The sequence below is a fragment of the Telluria sp. PB2R4 genome (assembly GCF_059685695.1).
Genome location: NZ_JCASIC010000004.1, coordinates 291,678 through 315,702 on the forward strand (window position 1 = coordinate 291,678; position 24,025 = coordinate 315,702).

Annotated in this window: 22 protein-coding genes; 11 read left to right on the forward strand and 11 right to left on the reverse strand. The window is 66.4% G+C overall.

Features of this window, described 5'->3' with window-relative positions:
- The first annotated feature begins 31 nt into the window (after positions 1 to 31).
- Positions 32 to 358, forward strand: a complete 327-nt coding sequence (locus AC56LU_RS09725; RefSeq protein ID WP_497175385.1) for a potassium channel family protein — start codon at positions 32 to 34, stop codon at positions 356 to 358.
- A gap of 31 nt (positions 359 to 389) precedes the next feature.
- Here the strand turns inward: AC56LU_RS09725 and AC56LU_RS09730 are convergent, their stop codons facing one another.
- The 4 genes from AC56LU_RS09730 to AC56LU_RS09745 all read right to left on the reverse strand — a co-directional run bounded on the left by AC56LU_RS09730 (position 390) and on the right by AC56LU_RS09745 (position 5,062).
- Positions 390 to 818 carry a hypothetical protein gene (locus AC56LU_RS09730; protein ID WP_497175386.1) on the reverse strand — a complete coding sequence of 143 codons (429 nt, stop codon included), beginning with the start codon at positions 816 to 818 and terminating at the stop codon, positions 390 to 392.
- 284 nt (positions 819 to 1,102) lie between these two features.
- Positions 1,103 to 2,686 carry a hypothetical protein gene (locus tag AC56LU_RS09735; protein ID WP_497175387.1) on the reverse strand — a complete coding sequence of 528 codons (1,584 nt, stop codon included), beginning with the start codon at positions 2,684 to 2,686 and terminating at the stop codon, positions 1,103 to 1,105.
- Positions 2,687 to 2,822: 136 nt separating this feature from the next.
- Positions 2,823 to 3,497, reverse strand: a complete 675-nt coding sequence (locus tag AC56LU_RS09740; RefSeq protein WP_497175388.1) for a response regulator — start codon at positions 3,495 to 3,497, stop codon at positions 2,823 to 2,825.
- Entirely contained in the window at positions 3,494 to 5,062 is a 1,569-nt protein-coding gene (locus AC56LU_RS09745) for an ATP-binding protein (protein WP_497175389.1), read from the reverse strand. Before AC56LU_RS09745 ends, AC56LU_RS09740 begins: the two co-directional genes overlap by 4 nt.
- A 270-nt stretch (positions 5,063 to 5,332) precedes the next feature.
- On the opposite strand from AC56LU_RS09745, the gene AC56LU_RS09750 reads away from it, so the two are divergent.
- On the forward strand, positions 5,333 to 5,773 hold the full coding sequence (locus AC56LU_RS09750; RefSeq protein ID WP_497175390.1) for a KGG domain-containing protein: 441 nt from the start codon (positions 5,333 to 5,335) through the stop codon (positions 5,771 to 5,773).
- Between the two features lie 34 nt (positions 5,774 to 5,807).
- On the opposite strand, the gene AC56LU_RS09755 is transcribed toward AC56LU_RS09750, so the two are convergent.
- From AC56LU_RS09755 to AC56LU_RS09775, 5 genes are read right to left on the reverse strand one after another with little or no spacing between them, the layout of a single operon-like run.
- Positions 5,808 to 7,157, reverse strand: a complete 1,350-nt coding sequence (locus AC56LU_RS09755; RefSeq protein ID WP_497175391.1) for a sulfite reductase subunit alpha — start codon at positions 7,155 to 7,157, stop codon at positions 5,808 to 5,810.
- Positions 7,154 to 8,170 carry an FAD:protein FMN transferase gene (locus tag AC56LU_RS09760; protein WP_497175392.1) on the reverse strand — a complete coding sequence of 339 codons (1,017 nt, stop codon included), beginning with the start codon at positions 8,168 to 8,170 and terminating at the stop codon, positions 7,154 to 7,156. Before AC56LU_RS09760 ends, AC56LU_RS09755 begins: the two co-directional genes overlap by 4 nt.
- A 16-nt stretch (positions 8,171 to 8,186) precedes the next feature.
- Positions 8,187 to 9,008: a DUF4198 domain-containing protein gene (locus tag AC56LU_RS09765; protein WP_497175393.1), complete on the reverse strand. Its 822-nt coding sequence runs from the start codon at positions 9,006 to 9,008 to the stop codon at positions 8,187 to 8,189.
- 34 nt (positions 9,009 to 9,042) lie between these two features.
- Positions 9,043 to 9,567 carry a DUF2271 domain-containing protein gene (locus tag AC56LU_RS09770; protein ID WP_497175394.1) on the reverse strand — a complete coding sequence of 175 codons (525 nt, stop codon included), beginning with the start codon at positions 9,565 to 9,567 and terminating at the stop codon, positions 9,043 to 9,045.
- A gap of 58 nt (positions 9,568 to 9,625) precedes the next feature.
- Positions 9,626 to 10,300 carry a PepSY-associated TM helix domain-containing protein gene (locus tag AC56LU_RS09775; RefSeq protein ID WP_497175395.1) on the reverse strand — a complete coding sequence of 225 codons (675 nt, stop codon included), beginning with the start codon at positions 10,298 to 10,300 and terminating at the stop codon, positions 9,626 to 9,628.
- Between the two features lie 299 nt (positions 10,301 to 10,599).
- Here AC56LU_RS09775 and AC56LU_RS09780 point away from each other — a divergent pair, with 299 nt between their 5' ends.
- The 6 genes from AC56LU_RS09780 to AC56LU_RS09805 all read left to right on the forward strand — a co-directional run bounded on the left by AC56LU_RS09780 (position 10,600) and on the right by AC56LU_RS09805 (position 18,657).
- Positions 10,600 to 13,455 carry a 2-oxoglutarate dehydrogenase E1 component gene (locus AC56LU_RS09780; protein WP_497175396.1) on the forward strand — a complete coding sequence of 952 codons (2,856 nt, stop codon included), beginning with the start codon at positions 10,600 to 10,602 and terminating at the stop codon, positions 13,453 to 13,455.
- A gap of 67 nt (positions 13,456 to 13,522) precedes the next feature.
- The gene (gene odhB, locus AC56LU_RS09785) at positions 13,523 to 14,782 is read left to right on the forward strand and encodes a 2-oxoglutarate dehydrogenase complex dihydrolipoyllysine-residue succinyltransferase (RefSeq protein ID WP_497175397.1); all 1,260 of its coding nucleotides are present in this window, start codon (positions 13,523 to 13,525) and stop codon (positions 14,780 to 14,782) included.
- A 94-nt stretch (positions 14,783 to 14,876) separates the two neighbouring features.
- Positions 14,877 to 15,254 carry a PspC domain-containing protein gene (locus tag AC56LU_RS09790; RefSeq protein ID WP_497175398.1) on the forward strand — a complete coding sequence of 126 codons (378 nt, stop codon included), beginning with the start codon at positions 14,877 to 14,879 and terminating at the stop codon, positions 15,252 to 15,254.
- Between the two features lie 24 nt (positions 15,255 to 15,278).
- Positions 15,279 to 16,712, forward strand: coding sequence for a dihydrolipoyl dehydrogenase (gene lpdA / locus AC56LU_RS09795; RefSeq protein ID WP_497175399.1), 1,434 nt, complete (start codon positions 15,279 to 15,281; stop codon positions 16,710 to 16,712).
- A 137-nt stretch (positions 16,713 to 16,849) separates the two neighbouring features.
- Entirely contained in the window at positions 16,850 to 17,947 is a 1,098-nt protein-coding gene (gene zapE / locus AC56LU_RS09800; protein ID WP_497175400.1) for a cell division protein ZapE, read from the forward strand.
- Positions 17,948 to 17,961: 14 nt separating this feature from the next.
- Positions 17,962 to 18,657, forward strand: coding sequence for a hypothetical protein (locus AC56LU_RS09805; RefSeq protein WP_497175401.1), 696 nt, complete (start codon positions 17,962 to 17,964; stop codon positions 18,655 to 18,657).
- Between the two features lie 39 nt (positions 18,658 to 18,696).
- Here the strand turns inward: AC56LU_RS09805 and AC56LU_RS09810 are convergent, their stop codons facing one another.
- Entirely contained in the window at positions 18,697 to 19,515 is an 819-nt protein-coding gene (locus tag AC56LU_RS09810) for a PP2C family protein-serine/threonine phosphatase (RefSeq protein WP_497175402.1), read from the reverse strand.
- A gap of 201 nt (positions 19,516 to 19,716) precedes the next feature.
- Here AC56LU_RS09810 and AC56LU_RS09815 point away from each other — a divergent pair, with 201 nt between their 5' ends.
- Together AC56LU_RS09815 and yoaA are read left to right on the forward strand one after the other, a co-directional pair.
- Positions 19,717 to 19,917, forward strand: coding sequence for a YdcH family protein (locus AC56LU_RS09815; protein ID WP_497175403.1), 201 nt, complete (start codon positions 19,717 to 19,719; stop codon positions 19,915 to 19,917).
- A 58-nt stretch (positions 19,918 to 19,975) separates the two neighbouring features.
- Positions 19,976 to 22,030, forward strand: a complete 2,055-nt coding sequence (yoaA, locus tag AC56LU_RS09820; RefSeq protein ID WP_497175404.1) for a DNA repair helicase YoaA — start codon at positions 19,976 to 19,978, stop codon at positions 22,028 to 22,030.
- A 139-nt stretch (positions 22,031 to 22,169) separates the two neighbouring features.
- On the opposite strand, the gene AC56LU_RS09825 is transcribed toward yoaA, so the two are convergent.
- The gene (locus tag AC56LU_RS09825; protein WP_497175405.1) at positions 22,170 to 23,144 is read right to left on the reverse strand and encodes an NADPH:quinone oxidoreductase family protein; all 975 of its coding nucleotides are present in this window, start codon (positions 23,142 to 23,144) and stop codon (positions 22,170 to 22,172) included.
- A gap of 214 nt (positions 23,145 to 23,358) precedes the next feature.
- Between AC56LU_RS09825 and AC56LU_RS09830 the strand changes: the two genes are divergently transcribed.
- On the forward strand, positions 23,359 to 23,967 hold the full coding sequence (locus AC56LU_RS09830) for a toll/interleukin-1 receptor domain-containing protein (RefSeq protein WP_497175406.1): 609 nt from the start codon (positions 23,359 to 23,361) through the stop codon (positions 23,965 to 23,967).
- The last annotated feature ends 58 nt before the right edge of the window (positions 23,968 to 24,025 follow it).

The window sequence follows — 24,025 nt, forward strand, 5'->3', positions numbered from 1 at the left end:
ACAAGCCCGAGGCGGCCAGCCGAGAGAGCACATGCGTCGACACAGTGAGCAACGACGTTTCTTGCAAGGCCTGTTCGCTGGCCTGCGGGTGGTATGGCCCATCCTGTCGGGCCTGCTCATCATGATCGTCGGCCTCGGCACCATCGCCGGCCTGCGCGAAGGCTGGTCACTCCAGGATTCAATTTATTTCTCCTTCGTCACCGGACTGACCATCGGTTATGGCGACTTCGCGCCCAAGACACTGCTCGCACGCGTGCTCGCCATCCTGATCGGTGTGTGTGGTGTCACCCTGACCGCGATTGTCGCCGCCATCGCTGTCAAGGCATTGACCGGCGCGGTGGGCGGAAGCGGGGAGTGACAGCGTCGGCATCGCCGCAAGCGCAGCTGCGCTAATCGTGGATCCGATACTCGCGCAGCTGGAACACCGGCTTGCCGTCCTCGCGCTCGCAGACGCCGGTCATGGTCTCGCCCTTGCCCGGAATATAGGTGATGCGGGCGCCGTCCGGCTTGCCGGCGCAGGCGGCGTGGGCCGCGGCCGGCACTTCCGGGATCGGCGGCGGGGCCGGTGGCGCCGGTGGCGCCGGTGGTGCGGGCGGCGCCGGTGGAGCGTCGTAGGAGACGCCGTCGGCGGACAGGTGCGGCGGCGGTGCCGGCGGGGCAGGCGGCGCCGGCGGCGTGGGCGGAACGGGAGGCGGCGGACATTTGCCCTTCACCGTCGATTCGCATTTGTAGCGGACCTGGACGCCGGCCTCGGCGTTGCCGGCGGCAAAACCCAGCAGGGCGATGGCCGCGCACAGGCCCGTGTTCTTGATGTTCATGATGGTCTCCTTTGGCTGCGGCCCGCGCCGTTCGGCGGGCCATGGAGATAGGTTGCAGGCCAAATGTGGAGAAATGATGGAGGGCCCGCCCTGCAGCGCGCAGCGTCATGGCGATCGGAGCATGTTCAGCGCCCGGATCCACCGTCAAGTCCGGCTTGCCCCCGACGCGCTCCCAGCCGGGGCCGGTCGTCCTGCATGGCCATGTGAACAAGACGAGAATGCGCGGCCGGCTAGCTAATCAGCCCCAGCCGTCTGCGGCGGTGGGTGTCGGACAGTTCGTTTGTTTACCGGGCCCCGGCAGCGTCTGTGGGGAGCCCCGGCCCGTCGGATTCCCTGATCAACCTCGCCACGACTTGGACCGTGCCGCGCCCGGTCGAGTCGGTGACGCGGGCGACCATGTTGTAGTCGCCTTCCGCGGTGAACGTATGGGTGGCGCTCACTTCGCCGCGGCCACGGTACTCGCGCACGGCGGCTGGCTGCGGGCCCCTGCCGTCGCCCCAGTCGATGGTAGCGTGGTGGGTGTCGCCAGGATTGCGGTCGCGGAAGGATAGCCTGAGCGTCACCGGTTGGTTGAGCTCCGTCGGGGATAGCTGGATTGGCCCGAGCACCGGCGCATCGCCGCCCCTGCCACGCGCACCCAGCAGTACCAGGCCGGCACTGGAGTTGGCGAGGATGTTGCCGTTGGGCGCGATCGCCAGCGCTTCGCCGACAACGAGGCCGGAAGGCGGGTCGAGCAGGAGGGTGTTGAGGTCGACTGCGCCGCCCGGCCGCGACCAGCGGTAGGCCACCCCCGGGTCGGTCGCACTGCGCCGCGCCATGCCGACCACGATGCCGCTTTCGTTGATGTCGGTGGCCTCGGATGCGAACAGTGGGCGGGGGTGCAGGTTGACCAGTCCCCGTGCCCGGGAAAAATAGTAGGCGTGGGTCTCGCCGTTGGGGCGCTGGAAGCGCCCGACCTGTTCGCCGGCCTCGTTCAACTTGCTGAGAACGGTATTCGGCCCGACCCGCACCGTGCCCCTTCCAGGACTCCACAGGAAGGCCTGGAAATTGCCGGTCGCCGGGTCGAGCGTACCGGCGATCTCGCCGCGGTTGTTGATGTAGCGGGGCGCGGCGCCGGCCGCGCCGAAGGTGCCGAGGTCCAGCGGCCGGCCGGCCTGATCCCAGCGCAGTCCGCGGATAGCGCCGTTGGCGGCGACGCCGTAGCCGACGCTGACATTGCTGTCGTTGATGTCGGGTGCGGACACCTCGCCGAAGCCTGCCGGGCCGTAAAGAGGAAGCACGCGGTTGCCCGCCGTCCAGCGTACTCCCCGGTAATTCCCGCCCTCCGGCGAGGTGGAGGAGTTCCCGACGATCTCGCCGCGCTTGTTGATGGCGCCGATATAAATATCGGCGTCGGCGATGTAGGGAACAGGCAGGATGACCGGAGGGCGCCCGGCCGTCCAGCGCAGTACCCGGAATGCGTCGGAGAGGGGGTGTGCGGGGTCGAGGTAACGCACCTGCATGGCAAGTTCGCCCCGGTCGTTGAGCCCGCCGAGCACCGACACCGTCGCGGCCGGCGGCACAGGATCGATGACGCGCTCGCCGTCGAAGAAGCCGACATGCAGCCCGTAGTCGAGTCCGACGTAGTCGAAGGCGGCCTGGCCGCGCGCATTGAAGCGTGACGTGGACGCCCGGAACGGCACCAGGTTGACGATGCCGTAGACGTCGCGGCCGCCAGGGCCGCCGCCCGTACGTGCGTCTTGTGTGGGTGCGGCGTTTGCCGTATCGGCCACTGCTCCGCTGTCGGTTTGGCTGTACACGGACATTGCCGCTGTCAGCAGCAGCAAGCCGATGCCCGTGGAAGTCCGTCCTGGCGTAAAGCGTCGCATCTTCGCCTCCCTTCGTTTTGTTCCATGCTTCGTGCACGGATTCCGACCACGATAGGGAAGCGAAGAATGCGCAGGACGACGTGCCGCAAAAGGCTTGATGGAACCTCGGGCGAATGGTGCGGTCGCCTTGCCTGTTTCAAATGTCGCAGCGGTAGCCGAGGCCGTAAATCGAGCGGATTGCTTCCAGCCCAGGCGCGGCGGCGTCGATCTTGCGCCGCAGGTTCTTGATGTGGCTGTCGATGGCGCGGTCGGTGGCCTCCAGGCTGTCGGCGCGGGCGCAATCGAGCAGCTGGGCGCGCGAGAGCACCTGGCCCGGCCGGCGCGCCAGCGCGGCCAGGATGGCGAATTCGCTCGGCGTCAGGTCGAGCGCCTGGCCGTGGATCGTGATGTGCCGCGCCGCTTCGTCGATCGCCAGCACGCGTGGCGGTTGCGCCGGGCCCGAGCGGCGCAGGATCGCCTTGATGCGCGCCATCAGCTCGCGCGGGCTGAAGGGCTTGCACAGGTAGTCGTCGGCGCCCGCCTCGAGGCCGAGCAGGCGGTCGATCTCCTCGACGCGCGCGGTCACCATGATGACCGGCAGCGCGCTGCCCGGTTCATTACCCTCGCGCAGCGCGCGGCACAGCGACAGGCCGTCCAGGCCGGGCAGCATCAGGTCGAGCACGACCAGTGCGGGCGGGTCGGCGCGGATCGCGTCCAGTGCCGCGCGGCCGTCGCCGACAACCCGCGGCACATAGCCGGCGGCGCGTGCATAGTCGGCCACCAGTGCGGCCAGCTCCGGCTCGTCTTCCACGATCATGATGGCCTGGCTCATGCGGCCTCTCCCGACAGCGGCAGCGACAGGATCACGCGCAGGCCGCCGAGCGGCGAATGGGCGAAGTCGATGTCGCCGCCCTGTGCCTCGAGGATACGGCGGCACAGCGCCAGCCCGAGCCCGGCCCCGCCATGCGCGCGGCTGCGCGAGGCATCGACGCGGTAGAAGCGTTCGGCCAGGCGTGCGAGGGCGTCGTCCGGCACCCCGGGTGCGCTGTCGTCGATGACCAGTTGCAGTCGCGCGCCGTCGGCGTGTGCAGACAAGACGATGCGGCCGCCCGGCGCGCTGTAGCGCAGGCTGTTTTCAAGCAGGTTGTCGAGCACCTGGCGCAGGCGGTCGGGATCGGCCAGCACGCGGCGTTGCGCAGGCGCGGCGCCGGTTTCCAGGGTCAGGCCGGCCGCTTCCAGGCGCATGGCGAAACCCTGGGCGTGGGCGCCGGCGAAGTCCCACAGGTCGAGCGGGACCGGCCTGCAATCGAGCGCACCCACGTCGGCGCGCGCCAGCGCATACAGTTCGTCGATCAGCTTGTTCAGGGCCAGCACCTGGCGCAGCATGGCCTCGAAGGTCTCGGGTGTGGCGCTGCGCACGCCGTCCTGCAGCGCTTCGAGCTGGGCGCGCAGCACGGACAGCGGGGTGCGCAGCTCGTGCGAGGTATCGGCCACCCATTGGCGGCGCGCGCCTTCGAGGCTGTCGAGCTGCTGCGCCAGTGCGTTGAAGTGGCGCGCCAGCTCGCCCAGCTCGTCGCTGCGCGCAGCCGGCAGGCGCACATCGTAGCGGCCGCCGGCCAGGGCGCCGGCGCCTTCGGCCAGGGCCAGGATCGGCTGGCGGAAGTGGCGCGCCAGCAGGGTCGCGGCGAGCGCGCTCAGGGCCACCGCCACGGCGACGATCAGCCACAGGCTGCTGCGCAGCTGTTCCAGGAAGGCGAGCGCCATCGCATCGCTCGGCTGGTGGCTGCGCGCCACCGCCAGGTAGCCGACCGTGCGGCCGTCGATCTCGATGGCGCGCCGGGCCGGCGGCAAAGCGCCTTGCGTCTGGAGCGTGTGGCCGGCCAGGTAGCCGCCCTTGGTGTCGAGCAGCGTGACGCGTTGGGGCAGGTCGTAGGTGATGCCGTCGGCGGACGGGACGTCGAGGCGGGGCGGCGGCAGGGGCGGGGCGGGCGGGGCGGGAGGGGCGGGAGGGGCGGGCGGCGCCGGCGGCGAAGATGCTTCCATCGGCGCAACCGGGCCGGCCGGGGCAAGCGGGGCAACCGGGGCCGGCGCGCTCGGCGGCACCGGCGGCACGGCGACAAGGCGCCGTTCGCGCTCGTCCTGCAGCCGGCCCAGCTCGTGCGCGATCCAGCCGCGGCGCCCCGCATCGGCGGGCAGGAACTGCCAGCCGCCCTGCGCCCGGTAGCGGGCCGCCAGCGCAGCCGAGAGTTCGTCCAGGCGATCGAGTTCGATGCCGACTGCGTAGTCGCCGAAGCTGGACAACACGTTCTGGCGCAGCAGGTAAACGGCACTGGCCGCCACTGCCAGGATGGCGAGCAGGACCGAGAGGAACAGGCGGTGGCCGATGGAGAATTTCACAATGTCGGGTCAGCGTAGGACTACAGCGGAAAAGAAAATTTGTTCTCGAAACTGGAACTGGAGGATCATCCTATGCCAGGGCTCGCAAAAATACAAAATGTTGAACAAAAAACTTCTGCCAGTCTGACGGCCCAGACGCCGGGTTGGACGAGGCCTGGTCCTACAGGAGCGCTGCCGGTTTTGGCTGGCCGGATGGGTTCGCCATGGTTAGGATGGACCCGTCTCAGCCACTTCCGGCTGGTGCTTTTTAACTCTGTTCAGGAGGCAACTATGGCATCGAATAACCAGGGCGGCAACAAGGGCGGTAACCAGGGCAAGAATCAGGTCGGCAACCAGGGCAACAACCAGGGTAACAACCAGTCCGGCAACCAGGGCAGCAACAAGCAGAGCGGCGGCACCAGCAACCGCGGTTTCGCTTCCATGGATCCGCAGCGCCAGCGCGAGATCGCCAGCGAAGGCGGACGCGCTGCCCATGCCTCGGGCAATGCCCATGAGTTCACGCCGGAAGAAGCACGCCGTGCCGGCTCGATGAGCCACGGCGGCGGTGGCGGCGGCAGCCAGCAGAGCGGTGGCGGCCAGGGTGGCCAGCAGAGTGGCCGTGGGGGAAACCAGGGCGGCGGCAACCAGGCCAGCGGCGGTGTGCAGGGCGGAACGCCGGAGCAGCATGCGCGGGCGGGTGCGCAGAGCCACAAGAACGACAAGCAGCGATAGGCGTGGTGGTGGGCGGCGCTGCCGCCCACCATGTTCAATACACGTCGCGGCGGTAGCGGCCCGCGGCCGTCAGTGCGTCGAGGGTCTGTGCACCCAAGGCTTCGGTCAGTGCCTCATGCACGCCACCGGCCATCCCCTGCAAGCTCCCGCACACATAGATCGCGGCGCCTTGCTCGACCCAGCTGCGCAGCGCCGCGGCGTGTTCCTCTACCAGATGCTGCACGTAGCGCGTTGCCGACCCGTCGCGCGAGAAGGCGAGGTCGAGCCGCGCCAGGCTGCCCGCTGCAAGCCATTCCTGCAGCTCCTCGCGGCACAGGAAGTCGTGCGCCGCGTTGCGCTCGCCGAACAGCAGCCAGTTGTCGCCTTTGCCCGCGTCGATGCGCGACTTGAGCAGCGCACGCAATCCAGCCAGTCCGCTGCCGTTGCCGATCGCGATCAGGGGACGTCCGGCGTTGCCGTTCAGGCGGAAGCGCTGGTGCGCGCGCAGGCGCAGCCGGATCACGTCAGCCGGCGCCGCCGTTTCGCACAGCCAGCCGGAAGCCGCGCCCACGCTGCCGTCCTCGCGCCGCTGCAGGCGCACCATCAGTTCCAGCCGGCCTTCCGAGCGCAATGAAGCAATCGAATATTCGCGTGGATGCTCCGGATCCGCCGGCGCGCTGAGCTGCGCCAGGTCGCCGGCTTCCCAGGCCGGCAGCGCGCCATCCAGCGGCAGCAGGGCAATGCGGTAGAGCGGGGCCCCGGCGCTGCCCGGGTTGGCGAGCGAGCGTTCGGCGATACGCCAGTCGGCGTAGCTTGGCGCTTCCCAGTCCGGCGCGTCGGCGGTGCCGGCCAGGCGGCCGATGTGGTGCTGCCATTCGGCCAGCGCCCTGGCATTGCCGCGGTCGACGTCGATGCGCTCGAACAGCGGCGTTGCGCCGCGCGCCCTCAGCCAGCCGTCCAGCGCGCGGCCGAAGCCGCAATAATTGACGTAGCTGCTGTCGCCCAGGGCCAGCATGGCGTAGTGCAAGTGCGTCAGGTGCGCCAGGTCGGGCGACCCGGCCATCACCGCGCCGGCAAAGCGTGCGGCGCTGTCGGGCGCGTCGCCTTCGCCGTAGGTGCTGGCGATGAACAGCACGCGGCCGGCCCGCGCCAGCGTATCGGCGTCGAGCTCGGACATGCACAGCGCGCGCGCGGACAGTCCGCCCGTGGTCAAGGTGGCGGCGGTCTGCCCGGCCAGGTATTCGGCGCCGCCGGTCTGGCTGGCGTACACCACCAGCCAGTCGGCAGTGCCGGTTGGCGTAACGGGACGAGCAGCCCGTGCACGCCAGATCGCCAGGCACATCGCCAGGTAGCCACCGGAAAGGGCGAGCGCGCTGCACCAGCGCACGGGGTCGAGGGTCATCATTGCAGCAGTTCCCGCCACCCGGCCGTGACGTGTTCGCGCAACCCGCCGTCGATCCGCACCAGGTAGCGCGCCGCGATGCCGCGCGCATCCGCAAACGCGATTCCCGCCTCGGCGCCCATCACGGTCAGCGCGGTCGACAGCGCGTCGGCCACCATGCAGGTGCGGGCCACGACCGTGCAGGACGCGACCCGGTTGACGATCGGGTGGCCGCTGCGTGGATCGAGCGTGTGCGAAGCGCGCTGTCCGCCATGGTCGAAGTAGCTGCGGTAGTCGCCCGAGGTGGCGACGGCCAGGCCGTGCAGGGCCACCACGGCCTGCGCAGGCGTGAGCACAGCGGCGGCCGCATCGGGCACGCCTTCGATCTCGACCCACCACGGCTCGCCGTCCGGCTTCATGCCGGCGCCGCGCAGCTCGCCGCCGACTTCGACCAGGTAGTGGCGCACGCCATGGCGTTCGAGGCAGAGCCCGAGGCGGTCCACGCCGTAGCCCTTGGCGACCGAGGAGAAATCGAGGATGGCGCCGCCAGGCTGCAACAGGCGGCGTTCCTTGCGGTCGAGCTGCGGCGCGGCCCTGGCGCGCCGCGCCACGGTGCTGGCAACCTCGGCTGGGGAGGGCAGCTGGAAACCGGCGCTGTCGTGGCGGCCGGTCGGGCCGAAGCCCCATAGCTGGACCAGTGCGCCGGCGGCCGGATCGTAGGCGCCGGCCGTGTCTTCATGGACCTGCAGCGCGAAGTCTATCACCTCGAAGAACTGCGGCGGCAGCGCGTGCCAGCTGCCGCCCGGCGCCCGGTTGTAGCGCGCCAGCAGGGAGGTGTCGTCCCAGTGGCTCATCTGCGCGACGATCTCGTCCAGCTCGCGTTGCAGGGCGGCTTCCAGATCGCCGCCAGCCCCGGGCGGGACCAGCATCTGCGCCGACCAGGTCGTGCCCATCGCGCGGCCGGCCGCCTTGCGCAGCACGCTCCCGACGGGCGGCAGCGCCATGTCGATGTCGAGCGGAACGAGAACCTCACGCATGCTGTCTTGCCGGTCTTTACTGCGGCAGCACTTCGAACGTTGCCGCATAGGTGTAGCGCTTGGCGCCCGGCTGCTGCGGAGCACCGCGCTCGCCGCCCGGGAAGCTGGCGCTCAGGTAGTACATGTTCGGCGCCGGCACGGTGAAGCTGGCTTCGCCCTTGTCGTCGGTCGTCAGGCGCTGTTCGCCCGAGGAGCCGCGGTACTTGGCGGTGCCCGGCACCACGCTGAAGGCCAGCTTGGCCGCCGGCTTGCCGTCGAGCTGGAAGCGCACGCGGATCGGCTCGCCGACGCGCAGGTCGGACGGGTGGGTGACCGGGATCAGTTCGAGACCGGTACCGCTCGGCTTCAGGGCAGTCTCATTCATCTTGTTGGCCGAGACGAAGGTTTCCAGGCGGGTGAGGACATTGGTGGTCTGCACCTCGGTGGCGCCAGCCGGGACCTGCACTTGCGCGCTGCCCTGCGGACCGCGGAAGCGCTTGGTTTCGCCATTGAGCTTGTAGCTGCCCATCACGTTGTTGTTGACGATCGACAGGCGGTAGGTGCCGTCCTTCGGCAGGCGCAGGTCGAGCGTGCTGCGGTACTTGCCCAGCACCGCGCCGGTGGCCTTGGTGCTCACACCATCCGGATCGGTGATCATCAGGTTGTCCAGACGCAGCGGTGCATGGTTGAACTCGAACAACTGGTTCGAGATCCCGGCGTCGAGCGACACCCAGGCTTCCTTGGCGTCGACCATGGTGGCGTTCGGCAGCAGCCATGCGTCGTGCGCCTTGGCCGTCATGGACATGCCTGCGAAGATCAGGCCGAGTGCAAGGGCCTTGGTGAAGCGCTGTTGTTGCATGTGGTTCTCCTGTTGTCGTATCAAATAATGTGCGTTACTGGATCTGAAGCGATACGGCGCCCAGTTCGTCCTTGCCTGCCGCGCTGGCGGCGACCTTGCCCTTGCCGGCCCAGTTGAATGGCAGCTTGACCACTTCGCGCCCGCCCGATTCGCGCGAGGCTTCGACCACCAGGGTGTAGCCGCCGGCCGGAAGCTTGTCCAGGCCGGAGCGCGCAGCATCGAATTTCATGGTGTGGGTGCCGGGCGCACGGGTCGCGCCGCTCACGCCGTCGATCGGCATGCTCGCTTCGCGCCCCGCCTTGCGCCACCAGGTGCGCAGGTCCTTCAGCCATTTTTCGCCTTCGCGGTCCTTCAGCTTGAGGTCGTACAGCACGGCCAGGTTCGACGCGACGCCCTGGTCGGCGCGCTCGAGCCAGATCGCGACGTAGGGCTTGTGGTATTCGGCCACGTTCAGCCGCGGCAGCTCGAACTTGACGGACAGGTCGGCGCCCATCGCCCAGCCGGATGCCAGCGGCAGGGTCAGTGGCAAGGTCAAGGCCAGCGAGCGGGACAGTTTCATCAGATTACCTTATGAATGAGAGTTAAATATAAGCTCAGCTAATAAATCAGCCATGAAGTCAATGCACGAACAGCAGCGCGATCACGGCCGGCAGCACGATGCCGAAACCGATCACGGGCCAGGTCGAGGGCCGGTTGGCCGCGTGGTATTTCAGGATCAGGAAGCCGGTGAGGCAAAAAATCACGCAGGCGATCGCGAAGATGTCGATGAACCAGCTCCAGACGGTGCCGGTGTTGCGGCCCTTGTGCATGTCGTTCAGCCACGAGATCCAGCCGCGCGAGGTCGCCTCGTATTCGGCCTCGCCAGTGGCCGCGATGCGCAGCCAGGCGTCGCCGCCCGGACGGGGCAGGGCGATGTAGGCGTCTTCCTCGCTCCATTCGGCGCGGGTGCCGCGCACGTCGACCGGGAAGGAGGCGTTGGCCCACTCGGCGATCTCGTTCGGGAGCGGCACTTCGGCGTCGGCGTGATCGGCGGCATAGGCTTCGAGCTGGGTGCGCAGCGGCTCCGGCAGGGTGCTTTTGAGGCGCGTGACTTGCGGCTTGGCCTCGATCTGGGCCGCGTGGTTCAGGGTGAATCCGGTAAAGCTGAAAAGAAGCATCGCCATCAGGCAGATTGCCGAGCTGATCCAGTGCCATTGGTGCAGCTGCTTGAGATAGACGGCGCGGCGCGCGCCCGGCAGGGCGTTCGATGCCGTGCCTGGCTGTGCGGTAGTGGTTGGTCCAGATGAGCTCATCCTCAAATGATAACGATTATCATTTACCGGGTCAACGCCTGGATGTGGCTTTACAAATTGAAATAAAACATTTATGGCCGCAGGGCCTGCCTTGCGCGGAAGCTTGCGTTACAATACCGTGCGCTAAAAGGCATCATGCTTGTGATATAGCAAGCGTTGCTAGTGTAAAAGCAGTACAGAATTTCGTCCTTCCCCACAACTTGAGAAGTAAGTGCGATCCGCTAACCGGTCAGGCCGTGTCGCGGAAGGTTAGACTAACCCGCCCCATACTCGCGAAGCGCGAAGAAAGGTGAGCAAGAATGATGCAGCAACAGAATGCGAACTCGTACCTGTTCGGCGGTAATGCGCCGTACGTGGAAGAGTTATACGAAGCGTACCTGAACAATCCGGGATCGGTCCCGGACAACTGGCGCGCCTATTTCGACCAGATGCAGAACGTGCCTGCCGTCGACGGTTCCAACCGTTCCGACGTGGTGCACTCGTCGGTCGTCGCCTCGTTCGCCGAACGCGCGAAGCAGGGCCCGATCCGCACCATCAGCGCCAGCACCGATCCGGAAATGGGCCGCAAGCGCGTGGCCGTCACCCAGCTGATCGCCGCCTACCGCTACCTCGGCTCGCGCTGGGCCAACCTCGATCCGCTGCAGCGCCAGGAACGTCCGCCGCTGCCGGAACTCGACCCGGCTTTCTACGGCTTCACCGAAGCGGACCTCGACACCGTCTTCAACATCAGCAATACCTACTTCGGCAAGGAAACCGCGCCCCTGCGCGACATCCTGAACTGGCTGCGCGACACCTATTGCCGTTCGATCGGCGCTGAGTTCATGTACATCAGCGATCCGGCGGAAAAGCGCTGGCTGCAGGAACGCCTCGAGTCGATCCGCTCGACCCCGACCTTCTCGGGCGAGAAGAAAAAGCACATCCTCGAGCGCCTCACCGCGGCCGAAGGCCTGGAACGCTACCTCCACACCAAGTACGTCGGCGCCAAGCGCTTCTCGCTGGAAGGCGGCGAGTCCTTCATCGCCTCGATCGACGAAGTCATCCAGCGCGCCGGTGAAAAAGGCGTGCAGGAGATCGTCATCGGCATGGCCCACCGCGGCCGCCTGAACGTGCTGGTCAACACCCTGGGCAAGAGCCCGGCCGACCTGTTCGAAGAATTCGAAGGCAAGCACGCCGACGACCTGCCTGCGGGCGACGTCAAGTACCACCAGGGCTTCTCGAGCGACATCTCGACCCCGGGCGGCCCGGTCCACCTGTCGCTGGCCTTCAATCCCTCGCACCTCGAGATCGTGAACCCGGTCGTCGAAGGTTCGGTCAAGGCGCGCATGGAACGCCGCGGCGACCGCAAGGGCAAGGAAGTGCTGCCGATCCTGGTGCACGGCGACGCCGCATTCGCCGGCCAGGGCGTGGTCATGGAAACCCTGAACCTGGCCCAGACCCGCGGCTACGGCACCGGCGGTACCGTCCACATCGTCATCAATAACCAGATCGGTTTCACCACCTCGGACCCGCGTGACGCCCGTTCGACCATCTACTGCTCGGACGTCGTCAAGATGATCGAGGCACCGGTGCTGCACGTGAACGCCGACGATCCGGAAGCGGTGGTGCTGGCCTCGCAGCTCGCGATGGACTACCGCACCGAGTTCGGCAAGGACGTGGTCGTGGACATCGTCTGCTACCGCAAGCTCGGCCACAACGAGCAGGACACCCCGGCGCTGACCCAGCCGCTGATGTACAAGAAGATCGCCAAGCACCCGGGCACCCGCAAGCTGTACGCGGAGAAGCTGGCTGCCCAGGGCACCATCGCCGCGGATGCCGGCGACCAGTTGGTCGCCGAGTTCCGCAGCGCAATGGACGCCGGCAAGCACACCGTCGATCCGGTGCTGACCAACTTCAAGGGCAAGTACGCCGTCGACTGGGCGCCGTTCCTGAACAAGAAGTGGACCGACGCCTGCGACACCGCCGTGCCGATGACCGAGCTGAAGCGCCTGGCCGAACGCATCACCAAGGTGCCGGAAGGCTTCAAGCCGCACTCGCTGGTGGAAAAGGTGCTGAACGACCGCGCCAACATGGGCAAGGGCGAGATGAACCTCGACTGGGGCATGGGCGAGCACCTCGGCTTCGCCTCGCTGCTGGCCTCGGGCTATGCGATCCGCCTGTCGGGCCAGGACGCCGGCCGCGGCACCTTCGTGCACCGCCACGCCGTGCTGCACGACCAGAACCGCGAGCGCTGGGACCAGGGCATCTACCTGCCGCTGGCCAACGTCTCGGACAACCAGGCCAACTTCACCGTGATCGACTCGGTGCTGTCCGAAGAAGCGGTGCTCGGTTTCGAGTACGGCTACTCGACCGCCGAACCGAACACGCTTACCATCTGGGAAGCCCAGTTCGGCGACTTCGTCAACGGCGCCCAGGTCGTCATCGACCAGTTCATCGCTTCGGGCGAAGTGAAGTGGGGCCGCGCCTCGGGCCTGGTCATGATGCTGCCGCACGGCTATGAAGGCCAGGGTCCGGAGCACTCGTCGGCCCGCATCGAGCGCTTCCTGCAGCTGTGCGCCGACAACAACATGCAAGTGGTGCAGCCGACCACGGCCGCCCAGATCTTCCACCTGCTGCGCCGCCAGATGGTGCGCCAGTTCCGCAAGCCGCTGGTGATCTTCACGCCGAAGTCGCTGCTGCGTAACAAGGACGCCGGCTCGCCGCTGACCGACCTGGCCAAGGGCGGCTTCCAGACCGTCATCGGCGAAGTCGACGAGAAGATCGATGCGAGCAAGGTCAAGCGCGTGCAGGTCTGCTCGGGCAAGGTCTACTACGACCTGGTCAACACCCGCAAGACCCGCGGCGCCAACGATGTCGCCATCGTTCGTATCGAACAGATGTATCCGTTCCCGCACAAGTCGTTCGCGGCCGAACTGAAGAAGTTCCCGAACGCGACCGAAGTGGTGTGGGTGCAGGATGAACCGCAGAACCAGGGTCCGTGGTTCCAGATCCAGCACAACATCTTCGAAAGCCTGGAAGCCGGACAGCGCCTGGCCTATGCCGGCCGCGCGGCCTCCGCGTCCCCGGCGGTCGGTTATGCCGACAAGCACGTGGCGCAGCAGAAAGAACTGCTGGAAACCGCGTTCTCGAAGCTGAAGGGTTTCATCCTGACCAAGTAAGACGATACGGCCTCGTGCTCAGGCACGGGGCCTTTTGCACAGAATACATAAAACGGAGTTACATCAAATGGCACAAATCGAAGTCAAGGTCCCTGTACTGTCGGAATCGGTTGCTGAAGCGACCCTGCTGTCCTGGCACAAGAAAGTCGGCGAGCCGGTTGCGCGCGACGAGAACATGATCGACATCGAGACCGACAAGGTGGTCCTGGAGCTGCCGGCCCCTGGCGCCGGCGTGATCGTGCAGCTGCTCAAGGCCGACGGCGCGACCGTCGTGTCGGGCGAAGTCATCGCGATCATCGATACCGAAGCCTCGGCACAGACCAGCCCGCTGGAAGTGAAGCCGATCCCGTCGGCCGCACCGAACGCACCGATCGCCGCCGGGCCAAGCGCAGCATCGACCGGCGCCAAGGGCGACGTCGCCATGCCGGCCGCCGCCAAGATCCTGGCCGACAACAACATGAGCGCATCGGACGCCACCGGCACCGGCCGCGACGGCCGCGTGACCAAGGGCGACGCCCTGGCCGCAGTCGCGGGCAAGCCGGCCGGCGCTCCGGCGGCCCAGGCCGCTGCGCCTGCCGCAAAGCCTGCCCTGCAATCGGTCGCCGCACCGGTCGCCAACCTGGGCGACCGTCCGGAAGAGCGCGTGCCGATGAGCCGCCTGCGCGCCCGTATCGCCGAGCGCCTGCTGCAGTCGCAATCGACCAACGCCATCCTGACCACCTTCAACGAGGTGAACATGGCGCCGGTCATGGAACTGCGCAACAAGTACAAGGACAAGTTCGAGAAAGAGCACGGCGTCAAGCTGGGCTTCATGTCCTTCTTCGTCAAGGCCGCCGTCGCCGCACTGAAGAAGTACCCGATCCTGAACGCCTCGGTCGACGGTAACGACATCGTCTACCACGGCTACTTCGACATCGGTATCGCCGTCGGTTCGCCGCGCGGCCTGGTGGTGCCGATCCTGCGCAACGCCGACCAGCTGTCGATCGCCGAGATCGAGAAGAAGATCGGTGAATTCGGCCAGAAAGCCAAGGACGGCAAGCTGACCCTGGAAGACCTGAACGGCGGTACCTTCTCGATCTCGAACGGCGGCGTGTTCGGTTCGATGCTGTCGACCCCGATCATCAACCCGCCGCAGTCGGCGATCCTGGGCGTGCACGCGACCAAGGACCGCGCTGTCGTGGAGAACGGCCAGATCGTCATCCGCCCGATGAACTACCTGGCTATGTCGTACGACCACCGCATCATCGACGGCCGCGAAGCCGTGCTGGGCCTGGTGGCCATGAAGGACGCGCTGGAAGATCCGGCACGCCTGCTGCTCGACCTGTAATCGGCAGCACAGTAGTGCAGTGCGGACATGCAGCCGAGCGGCGCATGTCCGCTACAGCAGCACAACACAGCAGCACAACCCAGGGAGGACTGCCATGATCTCCGATGAAATCCGGCGTCTGCACGAGCTGCACCAGGCCGGCGCGCTGAGCGACGCCGAATTCGAGCAGGCCAAGGCCAAGGTGCTGGCGGCCGAGCGCGTCAACCTGGACAAGGGCAGCGGCGAAGCCGGTGCGCGGGGTGGCACCGGCGGCGGCTTCGGCAGTGCGACCAACCGCTTCGAGGCGCAAATGCGCGGCCTGCGCCGTTCGCGCAGCGACCGCTGGCTCGGCGGTGTCTGCGGTGGCCTGAGCGTGACCTTCGGCATGGAGACCGTCGCCTGGCGCGTGATCTTCGCCCTGTTCACCCTGGTCACCTCCGGCTTCGGCGCGCTGGCGTACCTGCTGCTGTGGATCTTTGTCCCAGAAGAATAACGCAGAAGAATAAGGAAGCTATTCATGAGTAACGAGAAACAATTCGACGTCGTCGTGATCGGCGGCGGTCCTGGCGGCTACATCGCCGCCATCCGTGCAGCGCAGCTCGGCTTCAAGACCGCCTGCATCGACGAGTGGAGCAACGCGGCCGGCAAGCCGGCCCCGGGCGGCACCTGCACCAACGTCGGCTGCATTCCGTCGAAAGCCCTGCTGCAGTCGTCGGAACACTTCGAGCACGCCGGCCATGCGTTCGCGGACCACGGCATCAAGGTGAACGGCCTGGAACTCGACCTGCCGACCATGCTCAAGCGCAAGGACACCATCGTCAAGCAGAACAACGACGGCATCCTGTTCCTGTTCAAGAAGAACAAGGTGACCTTCTTCCACGGCCGCGGCGCGTTCGCCGGCAAGGCGGACGGCGGCTACACCATCAACGTGAGCGGCCCGACCACCGAGACCCTGACGGCCAAGAACGTCGTCATCGCGACCGGTTCGAACGCACGCCAGCTGCCGGGCGCGGAATTCGACGAGAAGCTGATCCTGTCGAACGCCGGCGCGCTGGCGATCGAAGCCGTTCCGTCGAAGCTGGGCGTGATCGGCGCCGGCGTCATCGGCCTGGAAATGGGTTCGGTGTGGCGCCGCGTCGGCGCCGACGTCACCGTGCTGGAAGGCCTGCCGACCTTCCTGGGCGCGGTCGACGAGCAGATCGCCAAGGAAGCGCACAAGCTGTTCACCAAGCAGGGCCTGAAGATCAACCTGGGCTGCAAGATCGGTGCGATCACCAAGGGCGACAACAACGTCACCGTCGCCTACCTTGATTCCACCGGCGCCGAGCAGACCGCGACCTTCGATCGCCTGATCATCTCGATCGGCCGCGTGCCGAACACCAACGGCCTGGGCATCGAGACCGTCGGCGTGCAGCTGGACGAGCGCGGTTTCGTGGTCGTCGACGACGAATGCCGCACCAGCCTGCCGGGCGTGTGGGCGGTGGGCGACGTCGTGCGCGGCCCGATGCTGGCGCACAAGGCGGAAGAAGAGGGCGTCGCGGTTGCCGAGCGCATCGCCGGCCAGCACGGCCACGTCAACTTCAACACCATCCCGTGGGTCATCTACACCTCGCCGGAAATCGCATGGGTCGGCAAGACCGAGCAGCAGCTGAAAAGCGAAGGCGTGTCGTACAAGGCGGGCACCTTCCCGTTCATGGCCAACGGCCGTGCGCGCGCGCTTGGCGACACATCGGGCATGGTGAAATTCCTGGCCGATGCGGTCACCGATGAAATCCTGGGTGTGCACATCGTGGGCCCGGTGGCGTCCGAACTGATCTCGGAAGCCGTCGTCGCGATGGAGTTCAAGGCCTCGTCGGAAGACATCGCCCGCATCTGCCACGCGCACCCGTCGCTGTCGGAAGCCGTGAAGGAAGCGGCGCTGGCGGTGGACAAGCGTTCGCTGAACTTCTAAAAGCAGTACTCGTAGGGTGGGCGGCTCTGCCGCCCACGCGTTCAAATCACCTGTCCCGGCCCGCTCCGTGGCGTGCATGCGACCGTTGAACGCGTGGGCGGGAGACCCGCCCACCCTACGTTAACAGCATCAACACTATGAACGTCCAAGAGTATTACCAACATGCGCTGACCGAGCGCGGCTTCACATCCGACCCGGCCCAGCAAGCCGCGGTCGACCGCCTGCAGCAGGCGTACGACGACTGGGTCCAGTACAAGGCCCAGCGGTCGTCCGCTTTCAAGCGCCTCATCAACCGTCCCGACGTGCCGAAGGGCGTATACATGTGGGGCGGGGTGGGGCGCGGCAAGTCCTTCCTGATGGACTCCTTCTATTCGGTGGTGCCGGTGGTGCGCAAGACGCGCCTGCACTTCCACGAATTCATGCGCGCCGTGCACGGCCAACTGGATGAACTGAAAGGCGTCGCCGATCCGCTCGACGAAGTCGCCAAGCGCATCGCGAAAAAATATCGCCTGATCTGCTTCGACGAATTCCACGTCTCGGACATCGCCGATGCGATGATCCTGTATAACCTGCTCAAGGCCTTGTTCGACAATGGCGTGAGCTTCGTGATGACCTCGAACTACGAGCCGTCCACCCTGTACCCGGACGGCCTGCACCGCGACCGCATGCTGCCGACCATCGCGCTGCTGAAGGACAAGCTCGACGTCCTCAACGTCGATGCCGGCAACGACTACCGCAAGCGCGCGCTGGAGCAGGTCGAGGCCTATTACACGCCGCTCAACGCGAAGTCCGACCACATGCTGCGCGATGCCTACGCCAAGGTGGCCGACACCGCCGACGAGAGCCCGATCGTGCACATCGAGAACCGCGAGATCCGCGCGCTGCGCCGCGCCGGCGGGGTGATCTGGTTCGACTTCGCCACCCTGTGCGGCGGGCCGCGTTCGCAGAACGACTACCTCGAACTGGCCGAGCGCTTCCATACCGTGGTGTTGTCCGGCATTCCGGCCATGTCGGCCGGACAGTCATCGGAAGCGCGCCGCTTCACCTGGCTGATCGACGTGTTCTATGACCACAAGGTCAAGCTGATCATGTCCGCGGCAGTCGAACCCGAAGAGCTGTACACCCAGGGTATGCTGGCGAACGAATTCCACCGTACCGTCTCGCGTATCATTGAAATGCAGTCGCGCGAGTACATGCTCGCCGAGCGCCGCGGCGCCGCCGACGCCATCGCCTGAATCGAAAGGACACCATGACGAGTCACCCAGTAATGCGCCTTGTGGCTGCGGCGGTGGTCGCGGCCGCGCTGGCCGCCTGCGCCAGCGTCGAGCCGGGCCCTGCGGTGGAATCGGGCGATCCGCCCACCTCGATCGCGCAGGCGGACGCACGCCTTGGCGCGGTGGCCGCCGAGCGCAGCGCCATCGAGGCCCGCTATGCCGAACGCGAAGCGGTCTGCTACGACAAGTTCTTCGTCAATAACTGCCTGGACGAAGCCAAGGAGCGTCGTCGCGTGGCCCTGGTCGCCCAGCGCAACATCGAAATCGAAGCCGAGCGCTTCAAGCGCCGCGTCAAGGTCGAGGAACGCGACCGCGAGATTGCGGCCGCCGACGCCGAATACAAGGCCGAGGAAGCGCGCCTGGCGGCCGAACCGCCGCCGGCGCCGCGCGACACCACGGCCCTGCCGCCGCCGAAGCCGGCGCCGGCCGCATCGCGCATGGCGCGCCGCGATGCCAAGCTTAGGGAAGAAGCAGCCCGGGCGCCGGAACAGGCGGCCAAGGCCGCCGCCAATGCGCGCGAATTCGAGGAGCGCAAGCGCAAGTCGGAGCAGAAGCAGAAAGACGTCGCGCAGCGCGTGGCCGAGCGCGAGGCCAAGGCGGCGGCGCGCAAGGCCGAGGAAGAGAAGGCCAAGGCGGCAGTCGCGAAGCCGGCGCCTGTGCCCGGCAAGTAAAGCCCGTCCGGGAGGGCCGGTGTGCGGCCCTGCCGGCGTTCAGACCACCCGGCCGATCTTTCCCGCCAGGCCATCCTGCGCCGGCTTGACCAGCTTCACGATCACCATCGAGCAATTCCCACCCTTGCCCTGCGAGCGTTCCTGCGCCTTGTTGATCAGCATTTCCGACGCCTGGCGCGGCGTGGCCTTGCTGGTGGCCGCCGCCAGTTCGGCGTCGGTGAAGAAATGCCACAGGCCGTCCGAGGCCAGCAGGAAGACATCACCCGGCGCCAGCCCGCTGTAGCTGCCGATGGTGACGAAGGGTTCCTTGCGATTGTTGCCCAGTACATTGAGCAGCAGTTTGGACTTGCGGTGGTTCTTCGCCGCATCCGCAGGCAGTTTATCGCTGGCCACCAGGTGCTGTACATACTCCGCGTCGTTACTCCGCGTCATGCACTTACCTTCCTGGAAGCGGTACAGGCGCGAGTCGCCCACATGGCCCCAGACCGCCTCGCCGTGCGGGCCCAGCACCAGCCCGACGAAGCTCGCATGCACTTCCGGCTGCTCGGCTGCCCCGCCCGCCGATCCGCCCATCACGGCGTTCATCTTCATGACCAGGTGGGTTTCACTGACGATGTCGCGCAGCAGCTGGGCGAGCCGTTCGGGGCCGGGGCGGTCGCCCGGCTTGAATTCGTCGAAGACCTGGCGCGCCGTGTGCAGCAGCTGGTCGGCCCCCGCGGCCCCCGCGATGCCGTCCGACAGCACGGCCAGCACGTAGCCGGGCGCGCGCGCGCCGCTGAACAGCGCGACGCGGTCGTTCTGCTGCGGGCGGTTGCCGATGTGCTGCCCGGTTCCCGCTTCGATCTTGTATGTTGTCATAAACCTTGTTTTCCGTAGCGCCTGCGCCAATCTTTGTTGGCGGCAACCTCAGCGTAGATTAAACTATGCACCGAGAAGCCGTCGTGTTGCAAGCCGAAAACATCGGCCGCGCCCGGCCAATGCCGCCACGCCGCCGGCGACCGGCGGCGCCGCTCCCAGCTCCCGCAAACGCTTTGACCAGAACTGTTTGGAACAGCAATCATGAACGACGTCCAGGATATCCAGCGCCGCATCATTGAACTCGACGTGGAACACCGCGACCTCGATGCCGTCATTTCGATGCTGGCTGTGGACGGCCATGCCGACCAGCTCCAGCTGCGCCGTTTGAAAAAGCGTAAGCTGCAGCTCAAGGATCATATTACGCTGCTGAAGATGCAGCTGGTGCCCGATATCCCGGCCTGAGGCGAGGCCTGCAGGCCGCCCGCTTGCGCTTTCCTCTGCCCCTGAAGAAACCATTATTTTGACCGACCAACTCCCCGCTTCCGCTGCGGATACCGGCGACGTACTGCCAACCGGCGCCCGACCTTTGGGAAAATACGACGAAGAGCTCGACCGCCTGTTCGGGGCGGGAGGCCCGCTCGCGCCGAATGTCGGCACCTACAAGCCGCGCCAGTCGCAGACCGAGATGGCCAAGGCCATCGCATCGGCGATCGACGGCCAGAAAGTCCTGATGGCCGAGGCCGGCACCGGCACCGGCAAGACCTTCGCCTACCTGGTTCCGGCGCTGCTGTGGGGCGGCAAGACCATCATCTCGACCGGTACCAAGAATCTGCAAGATCAATTGTTCTTGCGCGACATCCCGACCATTCGCGCCGCGCTGCGCGCCCCGGTCTCGGTGGCGCTGCTCAAGGGACGCTCGAACTACGTCTGCCACTTCCACCTGGAACGCACGCTCAACAACGGGCGCCTGACCTCGCGCGACGACGTCGGCCACCTGCGCGAGATCTCGCGCTTCATCAAGATGACCAGCTCGGGCGACAAGGCCGAGCTGGCCAAGGTGCCGGAAACCGCCACGGTCTGGAACCTGGTCACGTCCACCCGCGACACCTGCATGGGCGCCGAGTGCCAGTATTACCAGGACTGTTTCGTCATGAAGGCGCGCAGGGAAGCTCAACAAGCAGATGTGGTGGTGGTCAATCATCATCTGTTCTTCGCCGACGTGGCCCTGAAGGACACCGGCGTGGCCGAACTGCTGCCCTCGGCCAACACCATCATCTTCGACGAGGCGCACCAGCTGCCGGACACGGCCACCTTGTTCTTCGGCCAGTCGGTCTCGACCTCGATGGTGCTGGAACTGTGCCGCGACGTGCTGGCCGAGGGCCTGGCGCACGCGCGCGGGCCGGACTGGGCCAAGGTCGTCACCGTGGTCGAGAAGGCGGCGCGCGACCTGCGCCTGACCTTCCCGGAAGGCGGCACCCGCCTGTCGCTGCCACAGATCATCCCGACATCAAGCTTTTTCCCGGCGCTCGAGAAATTAAAAGAAGAACTGTCCGGCATGATCACGGTGCTCGAGGAACACGCCGCGCGCGCCGAAACCATCGAGGCCTGCCGCATCCGCGCGCTGGAGCTGAGCGCCTCCTTCGAGGCCTGGAAGCCGGACACCAAAAAAGGCAAGCTCGTCGAGGGCGACGACGCCGCCGTCCTGTGGGTCGAGGCCTTCAATTCCTCGCTGCAGCTGCACAAGACGCCGCTGTCGATCGCCCCGATCTTTTCCAGCCAGCGCGAAGGCACGCCGCGCAGCTGGATCTTCACCTCGGCGACCCTGGCGGTGAAGAACGACTTCAAGCACTTCGCCGACCAGATGGGATTGGCGGGCGAGCCGGCCATGACCTGGCCGAGCCCGTTCAACTACGTCGAGCAGGGCATCCTGTACGTGCCGACCGGCCTGCCTGAACCGAATTCCTTTCAGTACACCGATGCCGTGGTCGATACCGCGCTGCCCGTCATCGAGGCGGCCGGCGGGCGCACCTTCTTCCTGTGCACGACCATTCGCGCCGTGAATCGCGTGGCCGAGCGCCTGCGAGAAGAGTTCGCCGCCCGGGGGCTGGACTTCCCGCTGTTCGTGCAGGGCGAGCGTGGACGTACCGAGCTGCTCGATTCCTTCCGCAATGCGGGCAATGCGGTGCTGGTGGGCAGCCAGAGCTTCTGGGAAGGTGTCGACGTGCGCGGCGATGCGCTGTCGCTGGTCATCATCGACAAGCTGCCGTTCGCGCCGCCGGACGACCCGGTGCTGGCCGCCCGCATCGAGGTGATGGAGAAACAGGGGCTGAACGGCTTCATGCACCACCAGTTGCCGGAGGCGATCATCACGCTCAAGCAGGGGGCAGGGCGCCTGATCCGCGACGTCGACGACCGCGGTGTGCTGATGATCTGCGACCCGCGCCTCATCACCAAGCCGTATGGACGGCGCATCTGGCAAAGCCTGCCGCCGTTCAAGCGTACGCGGGTGCAGGCGGAGGTGATCGAGTTCTTCAAGCCGGGGACGATGGCGGATGCGGCCGATTTGAACGGCTGACGAACGGCTTTTCGTAGGGTGGTCGGCTTCGCCGACCGCGCGTTCAGCCAGCTTGGAAATCGACGATGCGCGCCAATTCGCCGTGTAGTTGAACGCGCGTACGGCAGAGCGTGATCTGGTCCACTGGACCAGATCACCCCTACGGGGTGATAACGATTTTGCCGGTAACTTTACGGGCCGCCATGTCGTTCAATGCCTGCGCAGTGTCTTCCAATTCATAGCGCGCCGACACCAGCGGCTTCAGCTTCCCTTCCGCCATCCACCCCAGCATCTGGCGCATCGCCGCCAGGTTCGCCTGCGGTTCCTTGCGTACGAAATCGCCCCAGAACACGCCCACCACCGAGGCGCCTTTCAGCAGCATCAGGTTCCACGGCAGCTTCGGAATGTCTCCCGCCGCGAAGCCCACCACCAGGTGGCGCCCGCGCCAGGCGATCGAGCGCAGGGCCGGTTCGCTGTACTTGCCGCCGACCGGATCGTAGATGACGTCCGGCCCGCGTCCAGCGGTCGCCGCCTTCAGCGCCTCGCGCAGGTCTTGCTTCTCGTAATTGATCACGGCATCGGCGCCGTGCGCCGTGCAGATCGCCAGCTTGTCGTCGCTGGACGCTGCCGCGATGACGCGCGCGCCCAGCGCCTTGCCGATCTCGATCGCGGCCAGCCCGACGCCGCCGGCCGCGCCCAGCACCAGCATGGTTTCGCCCGGCTGCAGGGCGGCGCGGTCCACTACCGCGTGGTGCGAGGTGCCATAGGTGAGGGTGATCGCGGCGGCGGTATCGAAGTCCATGCCGGCCGGCATCGGCATCAGGGCCTCGACCGGCGCAATGGCCTGCTCGGCGAAGGCCCCGGTGCGCGTGAAGCCGATCACCGGCTGGCCCGGCGCGAAGGCCGTCACGCCGGCGCCCACCGCGCGCACCGTGCCGGCGAATTCATTCCCCGGCGTGAAGGGCAGCGTGGGCCGTACCTGGTACTTGCCCTGCACCGTCAGCACGTCGGGAAAATTGACGCCGGCTGCGCGCACATCCACCAGCACCTCCCCGGCGTCCGGCACCGGCTCGGGCAAATCCTCGATCACGAGGCTGTCGATCGGGCCCCAATCCTTGCAACGCACGGCTTTCATTTGCTTCCCTTCATCTCGAATGCGTGTTCCGCATCTGTGTTCCGAATTTCGTGTTCATCCATCAACGAGATTATGCCCGAAGGTGCATGTGACGCGACTTTCAAAACGATGCTGCCGAGTCCGCCAACCCGCTTGTGCGCCCGCAAAATGGATGGGGTCGGCGGCGCTAGAGTCGAAGGAATCCGCCTTGTATAGAAGAGAATGGGAGCAGGCAATGGCGATCCGTTACGGGTGTTTCTTCAGCTACGCACACGGCAGGCACGACCTGATGAACCGGTTCAAGACTGCCCTGGCCGACGCGCTGCGCTGCTATCTCGAGCCTTACTTCGACAACGAAGACGAACTGTTCATCGACACCGAACAGCTGGGCGGTGGCGACGACCTCGACCGCAAAATCGCGCGCGCGATGTGCGAGAGCGTCTGCATGATCCTCATTTACACGCCCAAGTACGAGGCGCATGCCTACACGCGGCGCGAATACGCCGCCATGCGCGAGCTCGAGCGCGAGCGCGCTGCCTGGTACACGCTGCCGAGCCACCTGATCATCCCGGTCATCATGACCCGGCACCCGGACTCGCTGCCGCCCGAAATCACCGACAACACCTTCTACGTCGACTTTTCGCACTTCACGATGGCGACGGCCGACCTCAAGTCCAATCCGGATTTTTTGCCGGACATCGACAACATGGTCAAGCGGATCGCCACCCACTACCATTTTCAAAAAAAGCATACGCCGCCCGGCCATGACTGCAACCAATTCGTGCTCCCCGATGTCCCACCAGAATGGCGCGCGATGCCCAGCCTGACCTTTCCAAAAAAATGAGGAGCCACATGGAAAAGATTCGTATGTTGCTTCCAACTTCGTTTCCCTCGACACTTTT